This window comes from Rhodococcus koreensis (assembly GCF_017068375.1).
Lineage (GTDB): Bacteria > Actinomycetota > Actinomycetes > Mycobacteriales > Mycobacteriaceae > Rhodococcus_F > Rhodococcus_F koreensis.
The window spans coordinates 3,493,410-3,519,341 of record NZ_CP070609.1; the positions used below are offsets into that span (position 1 = coordinate 3,493,410).

Below are 25,932 nucleotides of genomic sequence, written 5' to 3' on the forward strand. Positions count from 1 at the left end.
ATACCTGATGACAACATCGACTACTTTGCGCCGCAGCGGCTTCGGTCCACTTCGCCGCGGCATCGATGCCTTCCCCCTGACCGGAGGTCGGCCGGCCGAACGTATCCCGCGGTTCCGCACCATCTCCGACCTGTTCGAGAAGCGGTGGATGGAGGGTGCCGTCCCACTCGTGCTGGCACTCGCACTGTGCGTGTATGTCCTGGCGACGACCAACGTCGGCGCGGCCAACGCACCGCTGATACTCGACGAGGTAGCCGAGTGGGGCCTGCTCGCAGTCGGCCTGACGGTCGTCCTCGTCGGCGGCGGCATCGACCTGTCGATCGGATCGATGGTGGGCGTCTGCGCGCTCGGCGCGATGGTCGCCGACCGGGTCTGGATGTGGCCGACCGCGGTCGTCGTCCCGGCGGGGATAGTGCTCGGGGCGTTACTCGGGTCGGTCAACGGGTACCTCATCGCCCATCGGCGGATGCGCCCGTTCATCACCACCCTCGTCACACTCATCGCGTTCGGCGGGGCGGCAGCCGCACTGCAGAACGCGTACAGCACCCAGATCGGCATCGGCAAGCAGTCTCTCGTATGGGACTTCTTCAGCAACGGCACGATCATCGGGATCCCCACCGAGTGGTTCGTCTTCGCGGTGGCGCTGATCGTCGTGCACCTGGCACTGACGCGCTCACGTTGGGGCTGGTGGGTGACGGCGACCGGATCCGACCGGCGCTCGGCGCGTCGTAACGGCATTCCGGTTACCGCCGTGACCTTCTGGACGTATGTGCTGTCCGGCGCGTTGGCCGGCACAGCTGCGATCCTGACGTCGGCACGGCTCAGTCGTACCGATCCCAATATCGGACGGGGTTGGGAGATCATCGTGCTGACCGCGGTCGTCCTCGGTGGGGTGAGCCTGAAGGGCGGGCGTGGTTCGGTGCTCCGCGCGACGGTCGGCGTCGTCGTGGTTGCCATCATCCAGCAGGCCACCGTCGCCGACGGCGCGCAGGGGTCCTACTACACTGTCATTCTCGCGGCCGTGCTGCTGATGTTCACGATCCTCGATCTGCAGTGGGGGAAGTACCGGCAGCGGGCGGTCGAGAAGCTGAAGATCGATCCGGCCCGCCTGTCCCTCGGCCCGCTGGTCGACGTCACCGAACCGGGCACCGTGTGGTCGCTGAACCGGCGGCTCACCGATGCGCCGCCGGTCGGCCTCGGCAAGATCCGGGGAGCGGAGGACTGTGCGGTCGACTCGGACGGCAACGTGTACTGCGGGGACCAGCGCGGCTGGGTGTGGCGGTTCCGCGGCATCGACGACACCGAGGGCGAGATCTTCTCCCGCACCGGCGGATTCCCGTGCGGACACGTCTGGGATGCGGAGGGTCGCCTCGTCGTCGCGGTGGGTGGCATGGGTATCTACCGCATCGGGAGCGACGGCGAACCGGAACTCGTCGCCAACAAGGTCACGCGCAGTCCCCTGTCACTCATCGACGATTCGGGCCTGCGAGCCATCGACGATCTCGACATCGCTCCCGACGGCTCGATCTACGCCTCCGACTTCTCCACACGGACCAACACAGCCGACTTCCTGCTCGAGCTCGTCGAGTTCCGGCCCAACGGCCGGGTCATCCGAGTCACTCCCGACGGCAAGACCGAGGTGGTCGTGTCCAACTACGTCTTCCCCAACGGCATCTGCACCGCACACGACGGCGAGTCGATCCTCATCGCGAGCACCGGCTTGTGTCGCATCGATCGGCTGTGGATCTCCGGGCCGAAGACGGGGCAGCTCGAACCGGTACTGGAGAACCTGCCCGGCTACCCGGACAACATCAACAGGTCGTCTGATGGCAACTACTGGATGCCGTTGTGCGCCATGCGCACCCAGATGTCCGATCTACTCGGGAAGTACCCCGCGGTCCGCCGCAGGATGACCCGCGAGGTGTCCGTGGACAACTGGGTGGTGCCACAGCTCAACGTCTCGTGCGTGATCAAGTTCAGTGACCGCGGCGAGATCCTGTCGGTGCTCTGGGACGAGTCGATGGAGAACTATCCGATGGTCACCGCGGCGAAGGAACGCGACGGTGCGCTGTACCTGTGCGGCGTCAGCAACAACCGTATCGGCCGGCTGGTACTCGACCCGAGTGAAGTCGGCACCATCGATCCCTCGGCGGTGCCGGGGACCGCTCGCACGCGCACTCCCGAGGAGGTCACCCGATGAGTTCGACCCTGAGCACCCTCAGAGAATGGATCAACCCGAATCGGGGCAGGCACCGCACCGTGCCGCCGATGGACACCGGGCTGCGCCCCAATCTCCGGTTGGACGAGGCAACGGAACTCTTGCCTCCCGGGCGGTACGAGCCCGACGACGTGGTAATCACCCGGTCCGGCGCTGCGGCTTTCAGCAGTGGCAACGTCGTGTTCGACTACCACGACGGTGAGGTTGTTCTCCGCGCCGAGTTCTCCGGCAGGGTCGCGGCCCTCGCGGCCGTCGGCGACGAGGTCGTCGCTGCGGTCGAGGGTCGCGGGCTCTGTGCGATCTCACCGTCCGGTGCGGTCGCGGAGATCTGCACGGACCCGTCGGTCACCTCGTGCGTGACCGCGCTGACGGGGACTCCCGACGCCGCCCTGCTCGTGGCCGTCGGCTCGACCACCGGGCAGTCCGCGGAGTGGGCACGGGCCCTGGTCACCGGCGACCGGTCCGGACAGATCGTGCGGGTGGACGGGGCCCGGGCACGGGTGGTTGCCGAAGGCCTGGCATGGCCGTCGGGGATCGGTATGGCCTCCGACCGCGACGTGCTCGTGTCGATCAGCCTGGAGCACCGCGTCGAACTGCGCGAACTCACGGCACTCGGCGACCGGGGGCGCACGATGACGGCGAACCTTCCGATCTACCCCGGTCGGGTGAGCGCCGACGACGGCGGCTACTGGTTCGCCGCGCCGTATGTACGCAACCGGGTCACGGAGATGCTGCTCGACGAACCCGAGGTGCTTGCCGAGATGATCGGCACGATCAGCCGCGACGAATGGTTCGTCCCGCGCCTGCACAGCGAGGACCCCTTCACGGAGACGATGCAGATGGGACAGCTGCGGGTGCTCGGGGTCGTGAAGAGCTGGGCGCCCGCCCGCTCCTGCGGGCTCGTGTTCCGCATGGACCGCACGGGCAGAGTCGTCGAGAGCGCCCATGCCCGCGTCGACAGCAACCGTCACGGCGTCACCGGTGTCGCCGTCCGGGACGGACAGGTGATCGCCGCGGCGTGCGGGTACGGGAATCTGCTGAACCTACAAGAGCACAACAGATGAGGATGGCAACGATGCCAAAGGTAGCGAGTGGCTCATCCGCCGCGCCGGTGATCCGGTTGACGAACGTCGGCAAGAGCTACAACGGAACCCACGCGCTCGCCGGAGTCGACTTCGATGTCCGCCCGGGCGAGGTCCACGCCGTACTGGGTGAGAACGGTGCCGGGAAGTCGACGATGGTGAAGATCATCTCGGGCGCGGTCGCGCACGACACCGGCACTCTCGAGATCTCCGGACGGGAGCGAACGTTCGCGACACCGCGCGAATCGGTGGAAGCCGGTGTGGCGATGGTCTACCAAGAAGGGTCCCTCGTCGAGTCGATGACGGTCGCGCAGAATCTATTCATGGGCGACGAGAAAGTGTTCAACAACCTCGGTCACCTCAATGTCATTGCCCGAGAACTACTCGAATCGCACAACTTCCACATCCGCCCCGACGTGGCGGCCGGTTCACTCGGTGTGGGCCAGAAGCAGATGGTGGAGATTGCCCGCGCGGTCCATCGGAATGCGGACCTGGTGATCCTCGACGAACCGACCGCATCGGTGACACCCGAAGAACGGTTGCAGTTGTTCATGTCGATGCGGAGTCTCGCGCGGCGCGGGATCGGCGTCATCTTCATCACCCACATGCTCGACGAGGCGTTCGAGCAGGCGGATCGCATCACCGTCCTGCGCGACGGCGTGGTCCAGGGGACCCTGGCGAAGCCGGAGTTCACCCACGACCGGGTAGTCAAGATGATGGTGGGCCGCACCGTCGAAATGGGACGCGTGCTGCCGGGCCGCACACCGGAACCGACGCCGACGCTGCAGGTCGAGGACCTGACACTGCTGCCCGCTGTGCGTAACATGGCGTTCTCCGCCTACGCGGGTGAGATCGTCGGCCTCTACGGGCTGGTCGGTGCGGGGCGCAGCGAGGTCGCGATGATCATCAGCGGCATCACGAAGCGTCGTCGCCTCCGCGGTGGCACGGTGCAGCTCAACGGAAAACCGGTCCGCTTCCGAACACCGCGGCACGCGCGGCGGGCCGGCATCGTCTACATCACCGAGGACCGCAAGGCGTCCGGCTTCTTCAGCCATCTGACGATCGCGGACAACATCTATCTCGGCCACCTGTGCAGCGCACTCCGCCTGCCGTTCCTGTTCCGCCCCCGTGTCCGGAAGACGGTGGCGCAGCGGTTCGTCGACCAGTTCGAGGTTCGCACCCTCGCACCCGACAAGGCCACCCTCGAGGAGCTGAGCGGCGGAAATCAGCAGAAGGTCGTACTCGCCAAGGGACTGACCCGCAAGCCGCTGGTCGCGATCATCGACGAGCCGACCCGCGGTGTGGATCTGGGCACGATTCCGGAGCTTCACGCGATGATTCGCGCTCTCGCCGACGACGGAGTCGCGGTGGTGGTCATCTCGTCCTACCTGCCCGAGATCCAGGCGCTGTCCGATCGGGTCCTGGTAGCACGCGCGGGCAGCATCGCAGCCGAGTTCTCGCCGGAGGAAGCCGACGAGGAGAGCCTCATGTTCGCGGCGGTCCACTGACGCGCGGCGTCACGGCCTCCGTCACGACACCCGTTCGATGAGATTCACCTTGACGTGGTCCGGTCGCGCGAGGGTGCGCTCGGGCACGAGCTCGACCGCCGCCTTGACGCCCAGCGCCGACCGGACCCGCTGCTCGATCGACGACCGCAGGTCGTCCTGCTGCTCGGTACCGAGTCCGTCGGAATACTCCACGACCAGCATGAGCGGCTTCTGGGTCGAATGCCCCTCGAAGTCGACGCGGATCCGCATCTCGCCGGTGGTGGCCGGCGTCAGCTCCGACACCAATTGCTTGACCGCGGACGGAAAGAGGTTGATGCCGCGCACGATCAGCATGTCGTCGGTCCGGCCGACGCACCGCACCTTGTACCCGGTGCGGCCGCATGCGCAGTCGGTGCCGGTGACGACCACGTGGTCGCGGGTGCGGAACCGCAGCAGCGGCGACGCCTGCCTGCGGAGCGCCGTGTACACCAACTCACCCTGCGCGCCGGGCACGGGCGCGACGATCTCGTCGGTCTCCGGATCGATCAGCTCGGCCACCATCAGGTCCGGGGAGAGGAAGTGCATTCCGTCGCCGGCCTCGCACTCGCCCCAGTAGATGCAGGCGATATCGGTGCCGCCCAGCATCTCCCGTGATGTGGCACCCCACAACGACTCGAGCTTGCAGCGCACGGCGGGCAGGCCGCCACCGGGTTCGCCGCCCACACTGATCGCGCGCACACCCAGATCGCGGGCCCGCAGGCCGAGGATCGCCGGCGCCTGCTCGGCCAGATACGCCAGAAAGTTCGGCGTGCCGATCAGCGCACCGGGCCGCTGGTCCGCCTGCACCCGCAGGAGTCGCTCCGCGCCCGCCTCCGCGCCGATCGGAATGTCGACGATGCCCATGTACTGCGCCATCTGCACGACGGGGATCCCGCCGACGAAGCCCTTGCTCATACCGAACCCGTGAAGCAACCGGTCACCGGGACGAAAACCGTTGGCGTACAGTGCCCGCGCTCCGAGCTCGGACCAGACGTCGATGTCGCGCCGCGTCAACCCGACGTAGGATGGGCTGCCGGTAGTGCCCGACGACGCCTGGATCTGCACGATGTCGGCGGCCTCCGCCGCGACGTGGTTGCCCAGCGGCGGCGTGGCCGCCAGGCTGTCCCGCAGTTCCTGCTTCTCGGTGAACGGCAGCCCCGCGAGGTCCTCCACCGTCCGCACACGGGTGACGTCGACGGAATGCTCGGCGAACTTCGCCTTGTAGAAGTCGCTGCGGGCGGCCAGATAGTCGAGTTGCTCGCGCAGCCGACGGTTCTGCAGATCCGCAGCGTCGCCGGGAGTGAGCGATTCGACCGCGCTCCAGTGCCGTGACGAATGAGGAACAGCCATGGTGCGATCCCTCTTCCTACTCGAATTCGGCCCTGATGGCGTCGGTGTGCGCGCCGAGGGCGGGCACCGCGCCGCTGCGCACCGGCCACCCGTCGGCCACCGCGGGCGGCAGCAGCGCAGGCACCGGGCCGGACGGGGTACCCACCTCGCGCCACCGTCCGCGCTCGACGAGCTGCGGGTGCTCGGCCAGGTCGCGCACGCTGTTGAGCCGGGCGTTGCCGATCCCCGCGGCGTCCGCCGTCTTCTGGATCTCCGCAAGCGTGTGCTCGGCGCACCACGCCCCCACGACCGCGTCCAGCTCGTCACGCGCCTCGACGCGAGTGTCGTTGTGCGCGTATCGGGGTTCGTCGGCGAGTTCCGGCCGGCCGATCATCTCGGCGAGGCGTCCCCACTCGCGGTCGTTTGTGGTCCCGAGCACCGCGGTCTGCCCGTCGGAGGTGGGGTACGCGCCGTAGGGCGCGATCATCGGTGAGCCCATACCGACGGGCACCGGCTCGGTGCCGGCGTGGATCACCTGATTGAGGGCGAACCCCATCATCTCGGCTACGGTGTCGAGCATGGCGATCGGGATGACCGCTCCCCTGCCGGTCCGCTCCCGGTCGTAGAGCGCGGCGAGCACGGCGGAGTACGCGTACAGCGCCGTGCCGACGTCGGCCACCGGGATGCCCGGCTTGGCCGGCTGCCCCTGTGCGCCGGTGATGCTGCAGGAGCCGCCCTCCGCCTGGATGAGCAGGTCGTAGGCCCGCTTGTGGTCGAGGGGGCCACCCTTGCCGTAGCCGGAGATGTCCACGACGATCAGCCGCGGGTAGTCACGCGAGAGGTCCCGGGTACCGATTCCCAACCGGTCGAGCGCGCCGGGCGCGAGGTTGCTGACCACGACGTCGGCGGTGGCGAGAATGTTCAGGAAGGTGCCCAGGTCGGTTGCGGACTTGAGGTCCAGCGCCGCCGACTCCTTGCCGTGGTTCAGCCACGTGAAGTGCGCCGACATCCCGCCGACGACGGAGTCGTAGGCGCGCGTCGAGTCGCCGAAGCCAGGGGCCTCCACCTTGATCACCCGGGCCCCGAGGTCCGCGAGGTGGCGCGTGCACAGCGGCGCCGAGATCGCCTGCTCCAGCCCGACCACGGTGATGCCGGCCAGCGGACCCTGCGTTCGTTGTTCGGTTGCGGTCACGTGAACTTCGGCTCCCTCTTCTCGCGGAACGAGGACACGCCCTCGACCACGTCCGGACCACCGAAACCGAAGAACTCCAAGCCCAGCGAGGCGTCGAAGATCGGCATGGCCTGTCGGTACCAGCCGTTGAGCGCCATCTTGGTGCCCTGGATCCCGGTCCGGGAGCCGGCGGCCAGCTTCCGCGCGATCTCCATCGCCCGGTCCTGCACCTGGTCGTCGTCGACGCACAGCGACACCATGCCGATCCGCTCCGCCTCCTCGCCGGTGAGCACCTCGTTGGTGAGCAGGTGGTACTTGGCCTTCGCCATGCTCGTCAGCAGCGGCCAGCAAATGGCCGCGTGATCCCCGGCGGCGACACCCAGCCGGACGTGGCCGTCGACGATCTTCGCGCGGCGGCCCGCCACCGAGATGTCGGCGAGCAGCGCGGCCACGAGGCCGGCACCGGCGGCCGGTCCGTTGATTGCGGAGACGATCGGCTGCGGGACCTCGATGATGTTGCGCACCAGGTCGCGTGCCTCACGCATCACCCGGGTCCGCGACGAGTAGTCGCCGATCATGGCCTCGACGAGATCGAAGCTGCCTCCCGCCGAGAACGCCCGGTCGCCGGCGCCGCGGATGACCACGACGCGCACCGACTGGTCGAGACCGATCACCGGCCAGATGTCGGCCAGCTCGCGGTGCGCGTCCGGGCCCACCGCGTTGAGGTTCGGCCCGTCCAGCATGATGCGGAGAATGCCTTCTTCCGGGCGGTCTACCTTCACGGACGTGAAGTCCTCGTAGCTGGTCACTGTTGCTTCCTTCCTGGGAAATTCTCGGGTCGATCGGTGCGCCGGCAGCTCGGTCAGGCGCCGACGTCCCACCGCGACGCGACATCCGCGGTCGCGACCGTGCCCACCCGCGGCGTCTCGGGTTCGCGAGCGGGTGTGCCGCTGAAACGCGGCGCGGGCATCGGATGCAGGACACCGCCGACGGTCCGGTACACGCCGCGCTGGGTGTTGTGGGGATCCACGGCGGCCTCGTCGAACGTGAGCACCGGGGTGACGCAGGCATCGGTACCCGCGAATACCTTCTCCCATTCGTCGCGGGTGCGGCGCTCGACAGCGTCGCCGATGAGCTTGCGCAGATGCGGCCACGCGGCGCGGTCGTTCTGGTCGGGCCAGTCGTCGGTATCGGGGCCGAGCCGCGAGGTGAACTCCCGGTAGAAGTCGGGTTCGAGCGCGCCGACGGCGATGTAGCCGCCTTCCGCGCACCGGTAGGTGTCGTAGAACGGTGCTCCGGAGTCGAGAAAGTTCGTCCCCGGATCGTCCGAGTAGAGGCCCGCGGCGCGCAGACCCTGCAGCTTGGCGGTCAGGGCCGCGACGCCGTCGACCATCGCCGCGTCGATCACCTGCCCCCGCCCCGTTCGGGCGGCGGAGACCAGGGCGCACGCAATGCCGTACGCGCCCATGGCGCCGCCCGCCGCGTAGTCACCGAGCAGGTTGATCGGCGGCCGCGGCGCACTGTCGGACCGTGCCATGGCGTGCAACGCGCCGGACTGCGCCACGTAGTTGATGTCGTGTCCGGCGTCCCGCGACCGCGGACCGGTCTGTCCGTAGCCGGTCAAGCGCACGTAGACGAGGCGATCGTTGCGTGCCATCACCTCGTCCGGTCCGAGCCCGAGCCGTTCGGTCACGCCGGGCCGGTATCCCTCGATGAAGACGTCCGCGGCTTCGGCCAGGCGCAGCACACTCTCACGTCCGGCCGGGTCCTTGAGGTCGACGGCCACCGCGTCGACGCCGCGGTTGACGACGTCGACTTCCTCGGTGAGACCGTCCGTCTGGCTGAGGGCGCGGGCCGACCGGTTCGGGGGCCGCACCACCCGCACCACATCGGCTCCCATGTCGGCGAGCAGCATCGAGACATACGGCACCGGACCCATTCCCGCGAGCACCAGCGCCCGGACTCCAGCCAGCGGACCGGTCATCGTCACACTCCTTCGTAAGTGGGGCTCAGTACGACCGCGGCAGGCCGAGCACCTGCTGCGAGACGTAGTTGCGCACCATCTCCTGCGAGAACGGCGCGTTGCGCAGGAGTCGCACCTCCCGCCACAGCCGCTCGATGTGGTACTCCTTCGCGTACGCGTAACCGCCCAGTGTCGAGAACACCCGGTCGCACGCTTCGAAGCCGGCCTCGGCGCCGAGGTACTTCGCCGCCGCGGCCTCGTGCCCGCACTCCTGCTTGTCGTCGAACAGCTTCGCGGCGTGCATCGCCATCCGCTCGGCGGCCTCGAGACGGATCCACGAGTCCGCGAGCGGATGGGCGACGGCCTGGTTCTGGCCGATCGGGCGATCGAACACCACCCGGTTCTTCGCGTACTCGGTGCCGATCTCGAGCGCCGCGCGACCGAGGCCGATGCCCTCCATCGCGACGACGATGCGTTCGGGGTTGAGTCCGTCGATGATGTAGTAGAAGCCCTTGTCGACCTCGCCGACCACGTCCTCGTCGGCCACGAACAGATTGTCGATGAACAGTTCGTTGGTGTCGATGGCCGCGCGCCCGAGCTTGTCGATCTCGCGGATCGTGACGTGCTTGGGGTCGAGTTCGGCGAAGAAGATCGTCATCCCGTGCAGCGGCTTGTCGTCACGCCGCGGCGACGTGCGGGCAAGCAGCAGGATGCGGTGCGCGTTCTGAGCGTTGGTGATGAACACCTTCTGGCCGTTGATGACCCAGCCGCCGTCGACCTTGGTCGCCTTGGTCTTGATACGGGACGTGTCCACGCCGGCGGTCGGCTCGGTGATGCCGAACGCGGTGAGCATCTCACCCGAGGCCAGCTTTGGGAGATACTTCTTCTTCATCTCCTCCGAGCCGTACCGGACTATCGGCGCCGGCGGGAAGACGTAGAAGTGGATCGCCGAGCCACCGCTCATACCGCCGCCGGAGGAGGCGATCTCGCCCATCATCACCGCGGCCTCCTGGAGACCCAGGCCGATTCCGCCGTACTCCTCCGGGATCATCGCGCCGAGCCAGCCCCCGTCCGCGAACGCCTTGATGAAATCCCAGGGGTATTCGTGCTTGTTGTCCTTGTCGAGCCAGTAGTTGTTGTCGAACTTCCGTGCCAGCTCGCGAGTCGCCTTGCGGACGATCTCGATGTTGCTTTCGGTGTCGAAATCTGCCATCTCAGTACTCCTAGTCTTCGCCCGCGTACACGGGAATGTCCTCGAGCGGCGTCGCCGGGTCGAGCGACGACATGTCGCCGATCGGGGCACCGATGAACCGCGACCGGATGGCGCGGCGCATGATCTTTCCGTTCTTCGTCTTCGGCAGCGTCGGCACCGCATAGACTTCGGGCGCAAAGGATTTCCCCGCATTCGCCAGCGCCGTCGCCTGCAGGTCGTCGTTGTCGACACCGTCGGCACGCAGAACCGCGAACGCCACCGCACGCTGACCGCGCATCTCGTCCGGCACGCCGATCACCGCGACCTCCGTGATCCGGTTGTCACGCAGCAGCGCCGCCTCGATCTCGGCCGGCCCCACGCGGCGCCCGGAGAGCTTGATCGTGTCGTCCGAGCGGCCGTGGATCCGCCACATGCCGGCAGCATCGACGCTCGCGAGATCGCCGTGCACCCAGACGCCGTCCCAGCGACTCCAATAGGTGTCCAGGTAGCGGTCCCGGTCCTGCCAGAAGGCGTGCGTCATTCCAGGGAACGTGTTGAGCACCGCGAGTTCGCCGATCCGGCCGACGACGGGCGTGCCGTCGTCGTCGAGCACGGCGGCATCGACGCCGGGCAGTGGTCCAGTGAACGCCGCCGGTGCGGCGGGCAGGAACGGGTAGCCGACGAGGATGCCGCCGCCGACCTCGGTGCCGCCGCTGTAGTTGACGATCGCGCGCTCTCGCCCGCCGACCTCGTCGAACAGCCAGAACCAGGTCGGCTCGTCCCATGCCTCTCCGGTGGAGACGAACGTCTTCAGGGTCGGCATCGCCGGAGCGCTGCCGTCGCCCGCCGCCTTGAGTGCGCGTGCCGCCGTCGGTGCGATGCCCTGCACGGTGACACCGTTGCGGTTCACGATCTCCCACATACGATTCGGTGTGGGATGGGTGGGCAGGCCCTCGATCATCACGATGGTCGCGCCGAGCTGCAGCGGGCCGGTCATGAGCATCGGGCCCACGAGCCAGCCGAGGTCGGTGATCCAGGAGACCACGTCGTCGGCGTGCACGTCGAAGCCGTAGGCGAAGTCGACCGCGGTCTTGGCCGCGAAACCGCCGTGCGAGTGCACGATTCCCTTCGGCCTGCCCGTGGTGCCGGACGTGTAGACGATCGTCAGCGCGTCGTTCGACTCGGTGTCCGCCACGTCGACAGGGTCCGGATCCGCGGGCAGTTCGTCGTAATAGACGTCGCGGCCGGCCTGCATCGGCACGTCGGTGCCCAAATGCCGGATCACCACGACGGAGCGGACCGACGGCGCCTGCGCCAGTGCGGCGTCCGCGGTCGCCTTCATCTCGACGACCTTGTCGCGACGGGTCGTGCCGTCGGCGGTCACCAGGAGCACGGCGTCCGAATCCTGCAGTCGCGTGACCAGGGCGTCGGGCGCGTAACCACTGAACGTGGGTACCGCGACCGCGCCGATCATCGCGATGGCGAGGAAGGCCACGGCCGCCTCGGGCACGACCGGCATGAACAGCACCACCCGATCCCCGCGGCGCACTCCCAGGCCCGCGAGGTGCGCCGCGAACCGGCTCACCTCCGACCCGAGCTCCGCGAAGGTCAGCGTGCGCCGCTGTCCCCCGTCGCCCTCGTAGACCACCGCGGTCTTGCCGGCGAGGTCACCACGGGCGTGCCGGAGGGCCGCCAGTTCGGCGACGTTGATCCGGCCACCCGGGAACCATCTCGGGAATTCCTTGCCGTCGGACTCGTCGAGAACACGGTCGAACGGAACCGAGAACTCGACGTCGAGGTCGGCGAGCGCCTCGCGCCAGAACCAGTCGGGGTCGGCGACGGCGCGACGGCCCAACTCGGCGACGGCGGCGGCATCGGCGCCGAATCCCCAGCTCTTCATCGCGGCGAGCAGCCTCGAGCGCTCACGTACCGCGGGGCCGGGAATCCAGGCCATCTCCTCGGGCCGGCTACTGTCGCCCATGTCTGTGTTCTCCTCGTCTGGGGCTGTCGGTGGTCGGGTCGGGGTGAGCGATCAGGCCTGCGCGTCGGCCGACTTCTTGAGCATCAGGCCGACGCGGGTGGCGTCGCACACGATCTCGTCGCGCTGGTTGATGCCGTAATGGCGGAACGTGACGATGCCGGAGTCGTTGCGACTCTTCGATTCCCGGGCCGACACGATCTCGGTGCGCACGTGGATGGTGTCACCGTGGAACACCGGCTTGGGGAACTTGATCGAGTCGAAGCCGAGGTTGCCAAGGGTTGTCCCGTAGGTGGTGTCGTGCATCGAGATACCGGCAACGAGGCCGAGGAGGAACAGGCTGTTCACCAAACGCTGCCCGTGGATGGAGTCTTTGCTGTACTCCGCATCCAGGTGGAGCGGCGCCATGTTCAAGGTCATCGTGCTGAACAGGACGTTGTCGGTTTCGGTCACGGTGCGGCGCACCTCGTGATCGATGACCATTCCCGGTGCGAATTCCTCGAAGTACAGACCCGGCATGTGACGTCCTTTCTCTCGAGCGACGACGAGTACGACCGTCGATCGCTGCAGTGCGTAGCCTCACTGTAGAAGAAATATATTATGCACGCAAGGCTGCAATGTTTAGTGCCTGATGCATTGCGCAAGTCCATCTATTGGTGAATAGTATATGATGCATAACACACAGCGTCGACGGTGTGATCCCGCAGACAAGACTGAAGGACGCCCTTACGTGAACAACACCGAAGAAGACCTCATGACCGACCTCGCGCCCAAGCAAGTCCCCAAGTCCGAACCGACACCAGAACCGCGCAAACTCACAGCCTGGGGCATCACAGGAATGCTCGTGGTGCTGTACCTCATGAATGCGTCCGACAAGGCGGTGTTCGGCCTCATAGCGCAACCGCTCAGTGAAGACCTCGGACTGAGCGCGTCGCAGATCGGCTTCACCGGCAGCATGTTCTTCCTCGCCTTCAGCTTCGGCGGCTTCTTCGCCGGGCCGATCAACAAGGTTCTCGCGCTCCGGTGGTCCATCGCGATCATCGCCGTGCTGTGGGGCGTCGTCATGCTGCCGCTGGTCGTGTGGTCGACATTCGCCGTGCTGCTGGCGAGCCGGATGCTCCTCGGCCTCACCGAAGGGCCGACATCCGCGCTGCTGCACACCGCCGCCTATTCATGGCATGCGCCCGCGAAGCGGGGTCTGCCGAGCGCACTCATCATCAGCGGAAGCATGCTGGCCAAAATGCTCGTCGTCCCGATCCTCGCGCTCGTGGTGGCCGAGTACGGGTGGCGAGCAGCCATCCTCGTGCTCGCTTTCGCAACCACGCTGTGGTGCATCCCGTGGCTGCTGACCTGGCGGCCCGGCCCGTACACCGTCGGCGGCAAGCACACGCCGACGGACGACACCGACAGCGAGCCGGCGGTCGCGTGGCGGCGGCTGCTCACATCGAAGACCTTCGTATCCGCCGTCCTCGTCGCGATGAGCGCCTACGCACTCATGACCGTCGTGCTCACCTGGTTGCCGTCGTACTTCGAGCAGGGTCTGGGGTACTCGCGGCTCGAGTCGGGCACGTTGTTCGCGGCACCGAGCTTCGTCGGGCTCGCGACGCTCGTCGGCGGATCCTGGCTGAGCGACCGCGGCATCAGCCGCGGCCTGTCGATCCGCCTGGTCCGCGTGGTCGTGCCGTGCGTCGGCGTCATCGTCGCCGGGGTGCTCCTGCTCAGCCTGCCGGCCCTGGGGACCCCGATCCTCGCGGTCTGCGCGGTCTCGGTGGCGTACGGGCTGGTCGTTGCGGTGTTCCCGCTGCTCAATGCCGCGGTGATCGCGACGTGCCCGCCGCGCCAGACAGCAGGCGTGATCGGCGCCTTCTTCGCGTTGCAAGCGATCGGCGGGATCATCGGACCGTGGTCGATGGGGATCGTCGTCGACGCCTCGGCAAGCAAGATCGACGGGTACCAGGCGGCGTTCCAGTGCCTGGGCATCGTGGGTGCCGTCGTCGCGGTTCTCGCGCTGATTCTCGCCGACCCGGCGCGTGATCGCGAGCGCCTCCGCGTCACCCGCTGACCCACAGGCGATCCGATGTGCGCAGTACTTCCGGCAGCAGCCAGGAGTACTGCGCACAAACGTCTGTCCCGTCGGAGTTATCTCGAGCCGCTGCCCCTTTCCGGCATTCAATATATTATGTTTTAACTGTACTCGTCGAACGATCGGAGCGCGTCCCGTGACAGCATCGCACGCCGCACTGGAAGCCACCCCGGAGGAATGGCGGCTGCGTGCGCGGTGCCGCGGCATGGATATCGCCGTCTTCTACCTCGACGAGGACAATAGGAATTCGCAACTTCAGCGCGAGAGTATCGCGAAGAACATCTGCCGACGCTGCCCGGTGATCAACGAATGCCGTCAGTACGCCATCCGTTTCGGCGAACAACACGGCGTGTGGGGCGGATTGACCCCGAGGGAACTCGGCGCTGCAAGAAAGTGGAGCCGCTGGCAGCGGTAGACACATCGGCGCCGCCCTCGCCAGTCTCCGGCAAGGGCGGCGCTGTGTACCGATCCGATCAGTCAGCGGTATTGGGCTGCAACCGATTCAGGATTGTCGAGATGTCGTCGACGTTCTCGAGGTCGTACACGGCCTCGATGACGGCGTCCGCGTCCGCGTCGCCCACTACTCCTACTCCGTCGATGTTGTGGCGGAACTTGGCGATCAGTTCGTCGTCGGTCATGTAGGTGACCGGGTCGGGGGATGGACTGCCCTTGGGGTAGCCGCGTTCGCCGGAGAACCGGGTGCCGCGCGCATGGACCTCGATGCGCGATCGGCGTGCGGCCGGGTTGCTCGCCAGTGCCGCGGTGTAGTCGGGGTGTTCCTGAAAAGTCGTCTTCGTGGTGAGCTCGAGGACGGACGGGTCGAGGACCGCTTCCGGCGTCTGCCAGTCCTTGCCGGGGGGAATCCGGTGGGCGGCGAGGGCAAGGCCGTGGGTCATGCTGAACTGCGCGTCACGCGGATTGCGGATGGTCTCGTTGACCCACACCGGCTGCATCACGAAGCTCTCGCCCCAGGCGTTGATGGCCTCGATCTCGTCGGGCTTGATGTCGTTGACCTCGATGATCTCGGTGAGGGCATCGAACAGCGCGTGCATCACCCGGCAGTGGGGATACGGCTTGAACGACTGGAACGGGGTGAAGGTCCACTCCGTCCCGAGACCCGCGGTGATGGGCGCCGGCTCCCAGCGCGAGGTCCCGATGAATCGGGGAAAACCGTACTCGCGGTCGTCGAGCATCTGGTGGTCACCGGTGTGCCCGAGTTCGGCCAGGCTCGCGGCCGTCACGGCCGACAGGGCCATACCCCCGGCGAGCTGGTATTTGATCGTGGTCGACGGCGCGTGCATCATCCATGCCCGCTGGGTGTTGGTCGGCATCGTCGAGCCCATGATCCCGAGCGCATCGGCCAGCGTCTCATTGCCGAACCCCTTGACGACGCCGATCGCGGCCGCCGCACCGAACAGCGTGCTGCTGTAGCCGATGACCTTCGGAATGGTCACCACACCGTCTTTGATGTCGCGCAGATAGTCGGTGGCCTTGCCGATGCGGTACGACATCTCGTGCGCCACCGCTATCGCCGTGAGCAGTCGCTCACCCGAGGAGTGCAGGGCCTCGGCGGTCGCCAACGCACCGGGCACCACGTAGGGGGTCACGTGACCGGGCGGCAGGACCGCGTCCTGGTCGAGCGCGTTGACCAATTCGGCGTTGGCGAAAGCCGCACCGGGTACCGACGTCTTCGTGCCCGTCCCGATGATCGACGCCGAACCGCCCGCACCACCGAGGAATTGGCCGTACTCGACACCGCGTTGCGCACCCGCGTCGCCGAGCGATGCCACCGCGCAGCCGAGGGTGTCCAGCAGAATCCGCTTGGACTCGGCAACCACGTCACCCGGGAGTGATCGCCCTTCGGCGCCCGCGGCGAAATCCGCGAGTTCTTCGACAATTGTCGGCATCAGATTCTTCCTCTTCTTGCTGTGATGGTGGGTGTGACGTTGGCTTCGGTTATACAGGCCACTGAATGTGCTTGACCTCGAAGAACTCCCGAAATCCCTCCTCTCCGCCCTCGCGGCCGATTCCGCTGTGCCCGGGTCCACCCCACGGGGCGTCTCCGCGCATGCCGCCACCGCCGTTGACGGTGACGGTGCCCGACCGCAGGCGGCGAGCGAACGCGAGAGCGTCGGGGGTGGGGCCCCACACGTTGGCGTTGAGCGCGTACTTGACATCGTTGGCCATGCGGAAGGCGTCGTCCAGGTCGGTGTAGGGCATCACCACCCCGACGGGAGCGAAGAGTTCCTCCTGCGCGATCTCCGCGTCGTTCGAGATACCGGTGACCAGAGTCGGTTCGAGAAAGAATCCGTCATCGAGGCCGGGCGGCCGGCCCCCACCGACAGGAATCTCGGCGCCCGCCTCCCGGGCGCGCGCCAGGAAGCCCTCCACATTTCCACGATGTTCGCCGGTGATCAGCGGTCCCAGGACAGTGTCGGGGTGATGGGGGTCGCCGACCGTGAGGCCACCGAGGAACTTGCCCGACCTCTCGACGTACTCGTCGAAATCGGCCTGAGGCACCAGGGTTCGTGTCGTCGCCCCGCACGCCTGGCCGCTGTTGCGGGTGAAGCGCAGCGCGGACGCGGGCACCGCCTTCTCGATGTCGGTGCCGGGCAGCACGATGTTGGGTGACTTGCCGCCGAGCTCGAGGACGACCTTCTTCAGCGTCGGGGCCGCCAAGGTGAGGATCTTGCTGCCGACCGCGGCGGAACCGGTGAACGTCACCAGGTCGACCTCCGGGGCACTGACCACCTGCGCAGTCACACTCGGCGAACCGAAGACCAGGTTGACCGCGCCCGGCGGAAATCCCGCCTCCTCGATCAACCGCATGATCGCGGCCGTCAGCAACACGGCCCGCGGCGAGGTCACCAGGACGGTCGAGCAGCCCGACGCCAGTGCGGGGCCGAGCTTGTACGCGCACATCATGACCGGGACGTTGTAGGCGACGACCGCGGCCACCACACCGGCCGGGTCCCGCACCAGCATGCTGCTCGAGACCACCGGGTCGTGATGCAGCGGAAGGGGCTGCTCGTACCCGTCCCGCGGCCCCCGCGCCGCCGCGTCGGCGAACCACCGGAAGAATCGGACGGGCAGATCGACGTGCAGGGCCGCGGCGCTGCTGATCGGTGTGCCGATCTCGGTGGCGGCGAGGTCGACGATCTTCTCCCGGTCCCGCTCGAGCAGATCCGCCAGCCGGTGCAGCAGGGCACCGCGCTCACCAGGCCCGAGACGGCTCCACTCGCCGTCGTCGAACGCCCGCCGGGCAGCGGACACCGCTGCGGCGACCTGCGCGGGGCTCGCCGCCGGTGTGACGGCCAGTTCCCGACCGGTCGTCGGGTTGATCGACCGGATCGCCTCCCCTTCGCCCGCGATCCGGCGGCCGTCGATGTGGCACTCGGCCTCGACAATCGGTGCGGTCATGACAATGAACCTCTGTCTCTCGATCGTGAACGGCGCCCCTCCCGCCTCGCGGCCGCGCAAAGACACCATACTCAATATATTATGTTTTTACGAGCCTTTCGGCCGCTATCCCGCCATGTAGCCGCCGTCGACGACGAACGAGCCGCCGGTTGCATAGCCGGCTCGATCGGACAGGAGCCAGCACGCCATCTCGGCGATATCGTCGGGTTGCGCGAGTGCGCCGAAGGGAATCCGGGACATGATGGTGGATCCGCTGCGGCGCTTGGCGTCCTTCATCAAATCGGTGTCGGTGTAACCCGGGCACACCGCGTTGATCCGGATGGTCGGCGCGTATTCGATTGCCGCAGTTTTGGTCAGGCCGATGACGCCGTGTTTCGCCGCCGCATACCCGGCTGTGGTTTTGAATCCGGTGAGACCCGCGAGCGATGCGGTATTCACGATGACGCCCCCACCCTGCGTCACCATCTGCTTCAACTGGGCGCGCATACAGAGCCACACGCCCTTGAGGTTTACCGCGATGGCCCGGTCGAATGCCTCCTCGTCCCAATCCGCGACGGATCGACCACCCTGACCGATCTGCCCGCCGCTCACGCCCGCATTGTTGAACGCGCCGTCAAGGCGGCCGTAGTGTTCCACCGCCGCGGCGACCATCGCATCCACCGACGATCCGACCGTGAGGTCGGCGGGAAGCGCGACCGCGTCACCGCCCGCCGCACGCACGAGGTCCGCCGTCGCCGCGACGCCTTCCTCGGACACATCGGTCGCCGCGACCCGGGCGCCTTCCTTCGCGGCCAGCAGGGATGTCGCGCGCCCGATGCCTCCCGCCGCGCCGGTAACGAGTACTACTTTCCCGTCGAGCAATCCTGACATTTCCGATCATCCTTCCGAGCAGACGTTGTGGTACCGATCTATCCGACGCGTGATGCCGGCCAGTCGCGGGCCGGCGAACGCCATGCGGGCCAGTTGTCCTCGGGCTCGGGACGCGTCACCGACACATGGTGAAAGCACTCTTGGCACTTCACGACCATGCGGGGCCCGAGGTGGTTGGCGACGGGATAGCGAGCGAGACTCGTTGCGCCGCATGACGGACATGCGCCGTCGACGGTCGTGCGTTCGACGTAGACCCGGTCGGTCTCGGGACGGGGGAACAGGAGCCGGTCGACTGCCATGGGGATGCCTTTCTCAGAGATTCCAGTTGCGGGGGGTGGCCACCGGCACGCTCCAGCGCCCCTGGTCGCGGTCGGCGGCCAGCTGCGCTCGTCGTGCCGATGTGGCGGCCTCGTCGACGTCACCGTTCACGATCACGACCCCGTGGGCGTCCGCCGCGAACTCAGGGCTGACAAGTCCGCTGCGGACGTCCTGCAGCACCTTCCCGGAGATACGGGCGAGGGGGTCACCCCAGCCGCCGCCACCGCCGATGACGAAGCGCAGCGCATCGCCGGCTTTCAGGACGAGTCCGGAGAACTTGCCGGTCCGGTAGCGCGCACCGCGCCCGAACTCACCGTTGTTCGGGTCCGGCCTGCCCTGGTCGTCGAACATGCCGAACAGCGGCTCGGCTCCACGCAGGTCGAGTGGGTCGCCATGTTCGGCAAGGTCGAAGTTCTCGATGTACCAGCCGTAGGCCGGCGAGCCGGCGCCACCTCCGTTCGAGCCGGGAGCGCCGCAGCGGACCCGGTCGGCGGTGATGGTGACCATCGTGTCGGACTCGGCGAAGATCGAGTAGACCGAGCCGAGACCGCCGCGGAATTCTCCGGCTCCGGCGGTGTCGATCACCATCTCGTGCTGGACGATGACCAGGGGGCTCTCGATCTCGACGTGTTCCTGCACCGACGTCCGGCAGTTTCCGATCGGAATCACGCAGAAGGAGACACCGTCGTCCTTCCACGTGCCGCCCCAGCCGCCACCGGCGAGCGCGAATGCACCCCACGGCGTGCCTTCGTGGCCCGGGCGGGTGTCGATGCCGCCGAGGCTGACGACGACGGCAGTGCCTGTGTCACAGGCGAATGCCTCGTCCATCGCCTGGCTCAGTGCCTGGGTGACGACGTTGATCCCCCGCGCGCCGATGTCGGCGTGGTTGGAGCAACTCGACGGCGGCAGAACCTGCACCACGCTGCCGGACGGCAGCAGAGTCTCGATCGGCCGCAGCGTGCCACTGTTGACCGGTGTCGACGGGTCGACCATCAGCTTGACCGCCTCGATGCAGCGCGAGGCCTCGCACCAGGCGGTGCCACAGTTGCCGAGGGGCTGCCGACCCGAACCGGAGAAGTCGATCTCCATGGAATCTCCGCGGACCTTCACCGTCACGTTGACCGGGATCGGTTCGTCGGTGACGCCGTCCTCGTCGAGGAAGTCCTCTGCGGTGTAGTCGCCGTCCGGAATACTCGCGATGCCGCGCCGCATGCTGGCCTCGGTGGCCTCGATAGCGAAGCGGCCGGCCGCGCGCACCTTCTCCAGGCCGCCGCGGGCGATCAGATCCTGTAACTGGCGCTCGCCGACGACCAGGCAGCCGTGCAGGGCCCGCAGGTCGCCGAGCACGAGCTGCGGCACCCGGTTGTTCTCCAGGATGAAGTTGAACAGCGGACGAACCGGAACGTCGTTCGCGTACAGCAACGTCGGCGGCAGCTTCAGCTGCTCCTCGAAGTGCGTCTGGGTGCCGTTGGAGAAGCCACCCGGGATCGCCCCGCCGAGGTCGACGAGGTGGGATGTCGAGTGCAGCAGGAACTCCACACGGCCGTCAACGAATACGGGCCGGAGCAGGTTGACGTCGGACTGGTGGATGGTGCCGCGCCACGGGTCGTTGACGAAGATGACGTCACCGGGCTGCATGCGGTCGATGTCCCAGTCGTCCATCACGAAGTTCGCGATGTGCGGGGCGGTGAACGCGTGCTGCATGCAGCCCTCCCACAACGCGACCGTTTCCCAGCCGTCGTCGGTGCGCATGTGAATCGCGCTGGTGCAGTCCAGGATGTCGCGGCAGACCGGGGAGAAGGCGCTGCGCATCAGCGAGTCCAGCATCTCCCGGGCGACCTCAGTGAGGCCGTAGCGGAGGATGTCGAGTTCGACGTCGACCGCGGGGCCGGGGTCAGGGGTGGTGATCGTCATGGTCTGCTCCTCAGCTCTGGGGCTCGATGATGAGATTCAGGTCGCCGTCCACGTAGGCCGTCCGGCCCGGAAGGACGAGGGTTGTCGCGAACTTCTCGGCGACGAGGGCGGGGCCCTGCACCCGCTCGAAGGGTTGGAGGCGCTCCCGAACGTAGATGGACACCTCGACCTGCTCGGTCGTGCCCGGCAAGGTGAGCTCCGTCGTGCGGAGGAACGCCTCCCCGTCGTCGGGGGTGAGGTCGGTCTTGTGCTGCTCGCGCGGGATGATCGCCGTCACCTCCACCGTCGAGATCACGACGGGGATCTCGGTGGCCGCGAAACCGTATGACTCCCGGTAGAAGTCGTGGAACTGCGGCACCAGATCGGCCACACTGCCGGCAGTGAGAGCGCCGGAGTGGATGGGCATGCGGTTGTCCCACGTCTGGCCGCGATACATCGCGAAAACGGCCCGCTCGAAGCGGATTCGATCCACGTCGGCGCCCTGGCTGTCGAGTTCGCGGCGGATGCGGTCCTGCAGCCCAACGAACGCGGCCTCGATCGCTTCGGCGCTCGCGGGTGCGAGCGGGCTCATGATCGACTGTGCCCGGGTGACCATCAGGTCGCTGCGGAGCAGCCCCATGGCCGAGAACTGGCCGGGGTTGCGAGGCACGATCACCTTGTCCAGACCCAGGATCTGCCCGACGCGGTCGGCGAGCATGGGGCCGGCCGACCCCGAGGGCTGCAGGGCGAACTCACGGACGTCGAGACCCCGGTAGACCGAGATCGTGCGGACCTTCGCGGCGATGTCCTCACACGCGACCTCGTAGGCGGCCGACGCGAGCTCGAGGGCCGACATGCCGAACTGCTCCCCGGTCTTCCGGAGCGCATCGAGCGATGCGTCGACGTCGAGCCGAATGGAACCGTTGGCGAACAGGTCCGGCTGGAGGACCCCGAGAGCCGCGCACGCATCGGTGAGCGTGGGCTCGACGCCCCCGCGCCGGTAACACACCGGACCGGGATTCGATCCGGCCGAAGCCGGACCGACCGCCACATTGCCGAGCGTGCTGGGCCGGATCAGGCTACCCGCACCCGAGCCGACGCTCTCCACGTCGACCAACGGCATGGTCAGGGTGAGACCGGTTTCCAACGTCCACAGATCGGTGAGCGGCGTCTTGCCGTGCACGATCGCCGCCACGTCCGTGCTCGTGCCACCGACGTCGATGGTGAGCAGGTTCGGCGAACTGCTCTCGTTGGCGAGCTTGACGCTGCCGCTCACACCACCGACCGGACCGGAGACCAGCTGGAACACCGGGGCCCGGCCGGCGTCGGCAAACGTCGCGACACCGCCGTTCATCATCATGATCCACAGCGTCCCAGCGTAATTGCGCTCGGACAGCTGGCTCATCAGTCGGTCGAGGTAGCCGACGACGGCCGGGCCCACGTACGCGTCGAGGGCGACGGTCGTGGTGCGCTCGTGCTCCTTGGTCACCGGGTAGAGCGCGGAGGTCTGAATATAGGCGTCCGGCAACTCTTCTGCGACGATCTCCGCCGCCCGCTGCTCGTGGTCGGGGTTGATGTAGGAGTTCATCAGGCACACCGCCACCGACTTCGCACCCTGGCTCGCGAGGGAACGTGCAGCGTCGCGAACGGCGTTCTCGTCCAACGGCAACAACTCAGACCCGTCGTACCGCAGTCGCTCGGGAACGCCGAATCGCGATTCACGCTGCACGATGGGCCGCTCCTGGTGCGGTCGCAGCCAAGTGGGATCGTAGAAACGGTCACCGAATTCGCGGTGCATACGACCGATGTCGAGCAGATCCCGGTGACCGCGCGTCGCGATCAGACCGGTGCGCTCGCCGGTGCGGCTGAGCAGGGCGTTGATGCCCACCGTGTGCCCGTGCACGATCTCGGCGACGTCCGGAACCTCGACACCGATCGCCTCGATGCTCAGCAGTACCCCCTCCTCCTGCTGAAGGGTCGACAGCACCTTGCCGTCTCGGGTCTCACCCGTCCTGCGGTTGAGCGCAATGATGTCGGTGAAGGTGCCACCGACATCGATGCCGACAATCCAGTCGGCTGCCCGCTCACTCTGCGTCATATCTCGGCCTCCGTGCTGTGTGCTTCAGTGACATGCGCAGTGCATCTGCGCCACGTTTGTGTTACACGTCACTCTTCCGCACGGAGGATGCGGGAACATCTGACGGAGGTCGTAGATCCGTACGACCTTCGGCCGACGTCAGCCTTACGTCGTAGTTCGCGTGACGTCGGAATTGCGCAACCAGATCGACACGGCCTCGGCCCGGTTGGCTGCGCCGAGTTTGCGAAGGATGCGGGTGATGTGGGTCTTGACGGTTCCCTCGGAGATGACCAGCCTGCGGGCGATCTTGCCGTTGGAGTCGCCCTCCGCCATGAGTCGCACGATCTGCACCTCGCGGCGGGTGAGGACGGAGTCGTCGTCGCGACCGAGCGCGACGGACTTCGCTACTGCTACCCCGGGGCCGGATGCCTTGGTCCAGCGTCCGAGTCCGTCCAGCTGGGTACGCACCGCCGAAAGCCCCTCGAGCACACTGACTCTCGCCAGGTTCTGGCTCATCCCTTCGGCGAACGTCGACAACAGTGCTTGATCGACACTGGTGAATTTGCGTTGCTGGTGATAGCAGTCGCCGTGCACCAGGCCGACGACGTCGCCGTCGACCATCAGCGGCGCAATGCCGTACGACGAGGATCTGGTGATCTCGGCCAGCGGGCGGTTGACGCGAAGGTTGTCCTGCACCTCGTGGACGAGCGTCGCTCGAGCACCGACCACGGTGTCGTTCTCGACGAGCATGCGGTCGAGAACGGGCGGATTCTCCCTGCCCACCGCCACGATCTCCTCCGCCCAGCGAGGGTCGCGGACGACGTGCATCGAATGCAACCGCCACGACCCGTCCACCGTCGACAGCAGCGCACGATCGAAGCCGAGGCTGCACACCGCCTCGGGAGCGCGGGCCAGCAGCGCGTCGACGGTCTGCGCGTCGCCGACCCGTGCCAACGCCGACTGAACCGTAGCCAGACTCTCCGCGTGGTCGGCCAGCCCCAGCTGCGCCACCGCAGCCTCCGCCTCGCGGATGCGACCGAGAATCGCCATCAAGGCCGTCAGAACATCGCACGACTGGTCGTGACGGCCGATCGCACACGTCATCTCCGCAGTCACCAAGTCCCACAGCCAGCCCAGCGCCTGACTGTGGGACTGTGCGCCGACCGGCTGCGGACCGCTCAGGTCGCGGTCGAGCAGCACACTCACGTCGTGGGTGATGTCGGCGATCGCATCGTGCAGCGCGACGGCATCCTGCCGGATAGACGAGTTGCGCATACTGCACTCCCATGAAGTCGCTGACCTACGCACCATGCTAGGCATCCTGCTGAGCCACGTCACGACCCGCGGCGGGCTAGCGGCGCTGCGGCTCCAGCGCCTCCGGGACCTCCGACGGCGCGGTCGCGTCGCGTGTCACCCGACGGGATTGGTCGAACAGCCCGCCGACGACCACCAGAACCGCGCACCCGATGATCAGTAGCGATACGCCCCACGTCGAGTGGCTGGGCGACATGGTCACCATCGTCAGCGCGAGGATCGGGGCCAGGCCCCCTGCTGCGGCGCCGCTGACCTCCCGGCCGGTGCCGATACCCGAGGCGCGGACCTCGGTGGGGAATTGCCGTGCCATGTACGGGCTCGCCGCCACCATGATCATCGGCGCCAGGACACCCGTGGTCACGACCATGACACCCCAGATGAGCGGGGAGCGGCCGGTGTCGAACAGCCAGAACGCCGGGAAGGCCATCAGGGCGACCCCGATCGCTGCGCCGATCATGACCTTGCGGGTGTCCACACGGTCGGACAGGCGCCCAATCAGCGGACACGCGATGATCGCCGCGATGCTCGCGAACGTCACCCCGAGGGCGCCGACATTCTTCGCCACACCCTGAAACTCCGTGAGGTAGGACAGTGAGAACGTCTTGAAGGTGTAGGAGAGGGCGGAGTACCCGCCGTACACGGCCGCGACCACGACCAGGCCCCGCCAGTTGCCGCGCACCAGGTCGCGCAGAACCTGGAAGCCCTTACGTTGCCGCGCCTCGGTCGCCACCTTCTCGAATTCCTCCGACTCGGGCATCGCGCGGCGAATCCAGTAACCCACGATCACGATCGCGAAGCTCGCGATGAACGGCACCCGCCATCCCCACGTGTAGAGGGCTTCGTCGTCGAGGCTGGTGACCGCGGCAACTGCGAGCGACGCCGCAAGCAGGCCGATCTGGGCGCCCATCACCGGATAGGCGCCGTACCGGCCCCTGGTCTTCTCGTCGGCATGCTCGTACGCCACCGTGATTGCGCTGCCCAGTTCGGCACTCGCACCGAAGCCCTGCAGGATCCGCAGAATGATCAGCAGCGCCGGCGCCGCCACGCCGATCGCGGCATACGACGGTACGAGTCCGATGAGCCCGGACGCGATTCCCATGATCAGCAGGCTGATCGACAGCACAGCCTTGCGCCCGATGCGGTCACCCAGGATTCCGAAGAGGATGCCCCCGAAGGGCCGGGCCAGGAATCCGACCGCGAACGTGGAAAACGCCGCGAGGGTGCTGGCCGACGAATTCGCCGACGGGAAGAACACCTTGCCGAAGACGAGCGCCGCCATCGACGCGTAGAGGTAGAAGTCGAACCACTCCAGCGAGGTTCCGATGATGACAGCAGCTCCGACCTTCTTCACGCTCTTGGGGGATTCCCGCCGAACGGATATCTCGCGTTTCTTCGCCACGCGTCAAGTCCTCTCTCGGGGCCAACTTGTCGCGTTAATCTATTATGCATAATCTTTAAAATCAAGTGACTGGGATCACGGGTGGTGAACGAAAGGGAC

The 25,932-nt window shown here is 67.2% G+C and carries 19 protein-coding genes; 5 read left to right on the forward strand and 14 right to left on the reverse strand.

Annotation, left to right across the window (positions count from 1 at the left end):
• Positions 1–7 precede the first annotated feature (7 nt).
• The 3 genes from JWS14_RS16155 to JWS14_RS16165 are packed head-to-tail and all read left to right on the forward strand — an operon-like array spanning position 8 to position 4,808.
• Positions 8–2,200 carry an ABC transporter permease gene (locus JWS14_RS16155; protein ID WP_083395721.1) on the forward strand — a complete coding sequence of 731 codons (2,193 nt, stop codon included), beginning with the start codon at positions 8–10 and terminating at the stop codon, positions 2,198–2,200.
• On the forward strand, positions 2,197–3,282 hold the full coding sequence (locus JWS14_RS16160; protein ID WP_072944499.1) for a hypothetical protein: 1,086 nt from the start codon (positions 2,197–2,199) through the stop codon (positions 3,280–3,282). The genes JWS14_RS16155 and JWS14_RS16160 overlap by 4 nt, the downstream gene beginning before the upstream one ends.
• A gap of 11 nt (positions 3,283–3,293) precedes the next feature.
• On the forward strand, positions 3,294–4,808 hold the full coding sequence (locus JWS14_RS16165; protein ID WP_206013780.1) for a sugar ABC transporter ATP-binding protein: 1,515 nt from the start codon (positions 3,294–3,296) through the stop codon (positions 4,806–4,808).
• A 21-nt stretch (positions 4,809–4,829) separates the two neighbouring features.
• On the opposite strand, the gene JWS14_RS16170 is transcribed toward JWS14_RS16165, so the two are convergent.
• Genes JWS14_RS16170 through JWS14_RS16200 form a run of 7 tightly spaced genes read right to left on the reverse strand, consistent with a single transcriptional unit; the run spans position 4,830 to position 12,978 of the window.
• On the reverse strand, positions 4,830–6,176 hold the full coding sequence (locus tag JWS14_RS16170; RefSeq protein WP_206013781.1) for a phenylacetate--CoA ligase family protein: 1,347 nt from the start codon (positions 6,174–6,176) through the stop codon (positions 4,830–4,832).
• 16 nt (positions 6,177–6,192) lie between these two features.
• Positions 6,193–7,347 carry a CaiB/BaiF CoA transferase family protein gene (locus JWS14_RS16175; protein WP_206013782.1) on the reverse strand — a complete coding sequence of 385 codons (1,155 nt, stop codon included), beginning with the start codon at positions 7,345–7,347 and terminating at the stop codon, positions 6,193–6,195.
• Positions 7,344–8,135, reverse strand: coding sequence for an enoyl-CoA hydratase/isomerase family protein (locus JWS14_RS16180; protein WP_072944489.1), 792 nt, complete (start codon positions 8,133–8,135; stop codon positions 7,344–7,346). Before JWS14_RS16180 ends, JWS14_RS16175 begins: the two co-directional genes overlap by 4 nt.
• 53 nt (positions 8,136–8,188) lie before the next feature.
• The gene (locus JWS14_RS16185; RefSeq protein WP_206013783.1) at positions 8,189–9,310 is read right to left on the reverse strand and encodes a CaiB/BaiF CoA transferase family protein; all 1,122 of its coding nucleotides are present in this window, start codon (positions 9,308–9,310) and stop codon (positions 8,189–8,191) included.
• 25 nt (positions 9,311–9,335) lie between these two features.
• Positions 9,336–10,502, reverse strand: a complete 1,167-nt coding sequence (locus JWS14_RS16190) for an acyl-CoA dehydrogenase family protein (protein WP_072944485.1) — start codon at positions 10,500–10,502, stop codon at positions 9,336–9,338.
• A gap of 10 nt (positions 10,503–10,512) precedes the next feature.
• The gene (locus JWS14_RS16195) at positions 10,513–12,462 is read right to left on the reverse strand and encodes an AMP-binding protein (RefSeq protein ID WP_072944484.1); all 1,950 of its coding nucleotides are present in this window, start codon (positions 12,460–12,462) and stop codon (positions 10,513–10,515) included.
• Between the two features lie 51 nt (positions 12,463–12,513).
• Positions 12,514–12,978, reverse strand: coding sequence for a MaoC family dehydratase (locus tag JWS14_RS16200; RefSeq protein WP_037229976.1), 465 nt, complete (start codon positions 12,976–12,978; stop codon positions 12,514–12,516).
• Between the two features lie 211 nt (positions 12,979–13,189).
• On the opposite strand from JWS14_RS16200, the gene JWS14_RS16205 reads away from it, so the two are divergent.
• Together JWS14_RS16205 and JWS14_RS16210 are read left to right on the forward strand one after the other, a co-directional pair.
• On the forward strand, positions 13,190–14,521 hold the full coding sequence (locus JWS14_RS16205; protein ID WP_241031365.1) for an MFS transporter: 1,332 nt from the start codon (positions 13,190–13,192) through the stop codon (positions 14,519–14,521).
• A gap of 157 nt (positions 14,522–14,678) precedes the next feature.
• On the forward strand, positions 14,679–14,957 hold the full coding sequence (locus JWS14_RS16210) for a WhiB family transcriptional regulator (RefSeq protein ID WP_072944483.1): 279 nt from the start codon (positions 14,679–14,681) through the stop codon (positions 14,955–14,957).
• 58 nt (positions 14,958–15,015) lie between these two features.
• Here JWS14_RS16210 and JWS14_RS16215 read toward each other — a convergent pair whose 3' ends face one another.
• The 7 genes from JWS14_RS16215 to JWS14_RS16245 all read right to left on the reverse strand — a co-directional run bounded on the left by JWS14_RS16215 (position 15,016) and on the right by JWS14_RS16245 (position 25,833).
• A complete protein-coding gene (locus JWS14_RS16215; RefSeq protein ID WP_072944482.1) occupies positions 15,016–16,449 on the reverse strand; it encodes an MmgE/PrpD family protein in 1,434 nt (477 codons plus the stop codon).
• Positions 16,450–16,498: 49 nt separating this feature from the next.
• Complete coding sequence (locus JWS14_RS16220; RefSeq protein WP_206013784.1) at positions 16,499–17,962, reverse strand: aldehyde dehydrogenase family protein; 1,464 nt, start codon at positions 17,960–17,962, stop codon at positions 16,499–16,501.
• Positions 17,963–18,067: 105 nt separating this feature from the next.
• Positions 18,068–18,832, reverse strand: coding sequence for an SDR family NAD(P)-dependent oxidoreductase (locus JWS14_RS16225; protein WP_206013785.1), 765 nt, complete (start codon positions 18,830–18,832; stop codon positions 18,068–18,070).
• Between the two features lie 312 nt (positions 18,833–19,144).
• The gene (locus JWS14_RS16230; RefSeq protein ID WP_206013786.1) at positions 19,145–21,064 is read right to left on the reverse strand and encodes a hydantoinase B/oxoprolinase family protein; all 1,920 of its coding nucleotides are present in this window, start codon (positions 21,062–21,064) and stop codon (positions 19,145–19,147) included.
• Positions 21,065–21,074: 10 nt separating this feature from the next.
• On the reverse strand, positions 21,075–23,141 hold the full coding sequence (locus JWS14_RS16235) for a hydantoinase/oxoprolinase family protein (protein WP_072944476.1): 2,067 nt from the start codon (positions 23,139–23,141) through the stop codon (positions 21,075–21,077).
• Between the two features lie 144 nt (positions 23,142–23,285).
• Entirely contained in the window at positions 23,286–24,395 is a 1,110-nt protein-coding gene (locus tag JWS14_RS16240) for a LuxR C-terminal-related transcriptional regulator (protein ID WP_206013787.1), read from the reverse strand.
• 76 nt (positions 24,396–24,471) lie between these two features.
• Positions 24,472–25,833: an MFS transporter gene (locus JWS14_RS16245; RefSeq protein WP_072944472.1), complete on the reverse strand. Its 1,362-nt coding sequence runs from the start codon at positions 25,831–25,833 to the stop codon at positions 24,472–24,474.
• Between the last annotated feature and the right edge of the window lie 99 nt (positions 25,834–25,932).